This is a genomic window from Streptomyces populi, from assembly GCF_002911015.1.
In the GTDB taxonomy this organism is placed as follows: domain Bacteria; phylum Actinomycetota; class Actinomycetes; order Streptomycetales; family Streptomycetaceae; genus Streptomyces; species Streptomyces populi.
Genome location: NZ_KZ627055.1, coordinates 1 through 4,888, shown reverse-complemented (window position 1 = coordinate 4,888; position 4,888 = coordinate 1). Strand labels below are relative to the sequence as shown.

The 4,888-nt window shown below is 73.4% G+C and carries 3 protein-coding genes and 2 pseudogenes; 2 read left to right on the top strand and 3 right to left on the bottom strand.

The window, feature by feature from the left end; translation table 11 throughout:
• Nucleotides 1-410: pseudogene (locus CW362_RS42350) on the top strand (hypothetical protein); the annotation flags it as partial.
• A 65-nt stretch (nt 411-475) separates the two neighbouring features.
• Here the strand turns inward: CW362_RS42350 and CW362_RS42345 are convergent.
• Nucleotides 476-1,456: an NAD(P)H-quinone oxidoreductase gene (locus CW362_RS42345; RefSeq protein ID WP_103554898.1), complete on the bottom strand. Its 981-nt coding sequence runs from the start codon at nt 1,454-1,456 to the stop codon at nt 476-478.
• Between the two features lie 29 nt (nt 1,457-1,485).
• A pseudogene (locus tag CW362_RS42340) lies at nt 1,486-2,187 on the bottom strand (potassium channel family protein); the annotation flags it as partial.
• Nucleotides 2,188-2,566: 379 nt separating this feature from the next.
• On the opposite strand from CW362_RS42340, the gene CW362_RS42335 reads away from it, so the two are divergent.
• On the top strand, nt 2,567-3,676 hold the full coding sequence (locus CW362_RS42335) for a potassium channel family protein (protein WP_240658346.1): 1,110 nt from the start codon (nt 2,567-2,569) through the stop codon (nt 3,674-3,676).
• A 169-nt stretch (nt 3,677-3,845) separates the two neighbouring features.
• Here CW362_RS42335 and CW362_RS42330 read toward each other — a convergent pair.
• On the bottom strand, nt 3,846-4,888 hold a 1,043-nt coding region (locus CW362_RS42330; protein ID WP_103554896.1), incomplete at its 5' end, for a molybdopterin molybdotransferase MoeA.

The following is a 4,888-nucleotide window of genomic DNA, read 5'->3' as shown; positions in this document are numbered from 1 at the left end:
TCCCGTCCCCCCACGGGTCCGCCGGCCCGGGGGCGCCCGGCCCCACCGTGTCCGACCCCGCGCGTCCCACCCCCACGGCGGACCCCTCCCGCGCGGGCAGCTTCGCGGGCGAGGGACGCGAGCGGCCCGGCCGGACGGCGGAACCGGACGCCCCGGACAGCCCCGACCCGGACGACACCGCCGTCCCGGACCCCCAGGACACCGCCCCCGCCGCCGACACCGGGCTCACGGAACCGAGCACCGCCCCCGAGCCCTCGCACGACGACGCGGCCCCCGTCCAGCAGAGCGTCGTGGGCCCCGGCTCCACGCCCCGCCCGGACCTGGCGATCCTGCCGCTGGGCAGCGGGCTGATCCTCATCGGCCTGGGACTGGGGCTGGCCTTCCTCGGCCTGCGGGCGCGCCGCGGCTGAGCGGGGCCGGAGCCAGGCCGACGCCTCGCGCCGCCGCCGGGCGGACGGGAGCCGTCGGACAGGCCCTAGGGGGCGACGAGCAGCACCTTCCCGATGTGGCTGCTCTCCTCCAGCACCCGGTGCGCGCCCGCCGCGTCGCTCATCGGCAGCTCACGGTCGACGACCGGCCGGACGTGGCCGGATTCGATCAGCGGCCACACGTGCTCGCGCACGGCCGCCACGATCGCCGCCTTCTCGCCGAGCGGCCGGGCGCGCAGCGAGGTCGCGCTGACGGCGGCGCGCTTGTTCAGGAGAGCGGCGATGTTCAGCTCGGCCTTGATGCCGCCCTGCATGCCGATGATGGCGAGCCGTCCGTTGACGGCGAGGGCGCGCACGTTCCGGTCGAGGTACTTGGCCCCCATGTTGTCGAGGATGACATCGGCACCCGCCCCGCCGGTGGCCTTCTCGATCTCCTCGACGAAGTCCTGCTCGCGGTAGTTGATCAGGATGTCCGCGCCCAGCTCCGCGCAGAAGTCGAGCTTCTCCCCGGTGCCCGCCGTGACCGCGACCTTCGCGCCAACGGCCTTCGCGAGCTGGATCGCCATGGTGCCGATGCCGCTGGAGCCGCCGTGCACGAGCAGGGTCTCGCCGGGGCGCAGGTGGGCGACCATGAAGACGTTCGACCAGACGGTGCACGTCACCTCGGGCAGCGCCGCCGCACTCCGGAGGTCCAGGCCCGCGGGCACGGGCAGCAGTTGCCCGGTGGGAACGGCGACCTTCTGGGCGTATCCACCGCCCGAGAGCAGCGCGCACACCTCGTCGCCGACCGACCAGCCGACGACGCCCGGTCCGACCGCGGCGACGCGCCCCGAGCATTCGAGTCCGGGGTAGGGGGACGCGCCGGACGGCGGGTTGTACAGCCCCTGCCGTTGCAGCAGATCGGCACGGTTGACCGCGCTGGCCACCACCTCGACCAGCACTTCGCCCTCGGCCGGCACCGGATCGGGGACCTCGTCCCACACCAGCGCCTCGGGCCCACCAGGTTCAGGAATCGTGATCGCGTACATGAGGGGGACGCTACTCCTGGGGGCGCCGCCTACTTCTGCGGCAGGGGCCGGACACCCGGCGTTGTCCCGGGGTTCCGCACGACCCGCACGATCGTGATCAGCCGGTCCATCGCCTGTAGCGGGCCGACGTCCGGATCGTCGTACGCGAGCACGCGGTGTCCCCGTACGACGTTGACCACCAGGTCGGCGGTCTCCCGGACGCCCATGCCCACCTCGGCCCTGGTGACGGGCCGCTCGACGATGTCGAGCCCGCTGCCCTGATGGATCAGGTCCTCCATCACCTTGCCCGCGGCGGGACTGAGCACGGAGAGCCCGAGCAGCCGGCCCGCCGCGCCGGCGCTGGTGATGACCGCGTCGGCGCCGGACTGCCGGAGCAGCGGCGCGTTCTCCTCCTCGCGGACGGCGGCGACGATCTTCGCCCCGAGATTGAGCTGCCGCGCCGTCAGGGTGACCAGGACCGCGGTGTCGTCCCGCTGGGTGGCGATGATGATCTGCCGCGCCTTGTGGACCTCGGCACGCATCAGCACGTCGCTGCGCGTGGCGTCCCCGGTCACCGCCGCGTACCCCTCGGCCGTCGCCGCGTCGGCCACCCGGGAGCTCGGGTCGACGACCACGACCTGTTCCTTCTTGAGCCCGGTCGCCCGGACGGCCTCGACGGCCGACCGTCCCTTGGTCCCGAAGCCGACGACGACGGTGTGATCCCTCAAGGCCGACCTCCAGCGTTTTCCCCGAAAATACCTTGGACGGCGCTGGAGGGGTCGGGATGCGCCGCCGTGGCGGGGGCCGGAGGGATCCTTGTCAGAGGTCAGAGGTCAGAGGTCAGAGGCCGTGGGCCGTGGGCCGTGGGCCAGAAGTCGGAGGCCGGAGGATCCTCGCCGTCGGCGGCCGGCGGCGCGCTTCTCCATGGGTACCAGGTGAGCGGCCGAGACAGCGCGCCGCGCCGCATGGCCCATTTGACACAGGACATGAATCGAAAGTGAATATCGAATGAATGTTTCGTGATCATCTTGTGATTCGATGCGCCGGAGAGCCCGCTCCCTGCGCCGCCGGGGCCGGTCGATCCGGAATCATGGTGCCGACTCGATGGATCACCGTCGCAGGAGACAGCCGTTGAACGACGAGAAGCGACCGCCCTCCCAGACCGGGAGGTTCTCGATCCTCCGGTCCCTCTGGTACCGGTCACGGGCCGAGGCCCTGGACGACGCCGAGGCCGGACGTTCCATCACGATGCCCGTCGAGCGCGGTGTGCCGCCCCTCCAGCAGGTCCTGCGGCGCCTGGCCATGGCCCTGCTGATCCTCCTCGTCACGACGCTCCTGGTCTGGTTCGACCGTGACGGCTACACCGACAACTCCGACGGGAGCGTCGACTTCCTCGACGCCGCCTACTACGCGACCGTCACCCTCTCCACCACCGGATACGGGGACATCACCCCGGTCAGCGACACCGCCCGGCTCGTCAACATCCTCGTCATCACGCCGCTGCGCATCCTCTTCCTGATCATCCTGGTCGGCACCACGCTCGAGGTCCTCACCGAACGCACCCGCCAGCAGGTGCGCGTCCATCGCTGGCGCTCCCGCATGCGGGACCACGTGGTCGTCATCGGCTACGGCACCAAGGGCCGGCAGGCCGTCGAGACGCTCCAGGGGCAGGGCGTCCGCAAGGACAAGATCGTCGTCGTCGACCCGGAACGGACGGCCGTGGAGGCCGCGGGCAGCGACGGGCTGGTGTCGGTCCTCGGGGACGCCACCCGGTCCGACACCCTGCGGAAGGCCGAGCTCCAGGGGGCCGCGCAAGTGATCGTCGCCCCGCAGCGCGACGACACCGCGGCGCTGGTCACCCTGACCGCACGCCAGCTCAACAAGCGCGCGACCATCGTCGCCGCGGTGCGGGAGGACGAGAACGTTCCCCTGCTGAAGCAGAGCGGCGCCGACACCGTCGTCACCAGTTCCAGCTCCGCGGGCCGCCTTCTCGGTGTGTCCATGGCCAACCCCCATCTCGCGGACACCCTCGAGAACCTGATGACCTACGGGCGGGGGCTCGACCTCGTGGAGCGTCCGGTGGCCGCGGACGAGGTCGGCCGGTCACCTCGGGAGTGCGCGGATCTGGTCGTGGCCGTCGTGCGCCGGAAGACGGTCTTCGACTACACCGACCCGCAGGCCGCGAGCCTCCAGGCCGGAGACCACGTGATCTCGATCAGACAGGCGGCGCGCATCCGCTGACCGGGCGTGACGCGCGGGTGTGCGCGGGTGTGGCGGGGACCGCCGTGACGCTTCGGCGTCCGTGGGCGCCGCCGGGAAGCGCGGGTGCGCACGCGTGCCGCCGTGGCGCCGTGGCGCCGTGGCGCCGTGGCGCTTCCGGCGAGGTGCCGGCTCCGGCCGTTCAGGCCGTTCAGGCCGGGTACACGTCGATCCCCGCCGCGGTCCACGGCAGATCGATGAGCTCCAGCTCCTGACCGGCCCGCGCACCGCCCGGTGGTACGACCGCGAGCGCGTCGGAGGCCGCGATCCCCCGCAGCATCGCCGGACCGTTGTAGTGCAGCGGCACGGCACGCGCGCCGCGCAGCGAGACGGGGACGATCCGGGTGTCGTGCGGGTGCCCCTGCACGGCTTCCCCCAGGGGCAGCCCGTACGACTCCGGAGCCGTGCGCCCGGCCAGGGTGCGCAGCATCGGCTCGGCGAGCGTCAGCAGCCCGGAGACGGCGGCGAGGGGGTTGCCGGGCAGGCCGACGAGGTGCTGGTCCTCCCGGGTGCGGGCCAGCAGCATCGGGTGGCCCGGCCGCACCTTGACGCCGTCCACCAGCAGTTCGGCGCCGATCCGGCGCAGGACGGGGTGGACGTGGTCGACGGGGCCGCCCGCGGTGCCGCCGGTGGTGACGATCAGATCGGCCCGGGAGCCGGTGATCGCCCTGTGCAGCGCCTCGGCGTCGTCGCCGAGGCGGCGCACCGCGACGACCTCGGCGCCGAGCGCCCGCAGCCACGACGGCAGCATGGGACCGAGCGCGTCCCGGATGAGCCCCTCCCGCGGCAGTCCCTCGGTGAGCAGTTCGTCGCCGAGGACGAGGACCTCGACGCGCGGGCGGGGGACGACGGCGAGCGTGTCGTACCCGGCGGCCGCCGCGAGGCCCAGCACGGCGGGGGTGACCAGCGCCCCGGGCGGCAACAGCTGGTCGCCGCTGCGGCACTCCTGGCCGCGCGGGCGGATGTCCTGCCCGTGCGCGAGCGCCGGCACTCCCCGCGGACGGGCGGAACCGGACGTCTGCGGGACGCTCGCGTGCAGCCGCCCCTTGTCGTCGAGGCGGCCGTGCTCGCTGCGCAGGACGGCGGTCGCGTCCCGCGGGACCCGTGCTCCGGTGGCGATCCGGACCGCCTCGCCGTCACCGAGCCGCTCCGGTTCCGCGTGCCCCGCGAGCACACCGTCCTCCCGCACCTCCC

What these genes read in the sequence shown, in the direction of transcription:
- CW362_RS42345 (WP_103554898.1), bottom strand. Translation starts at nt 1,456, where the DNA reads ATGTACGCGATCACGATTCCTGAACCTGGTGGGCCCGAGGCGCTGGTG.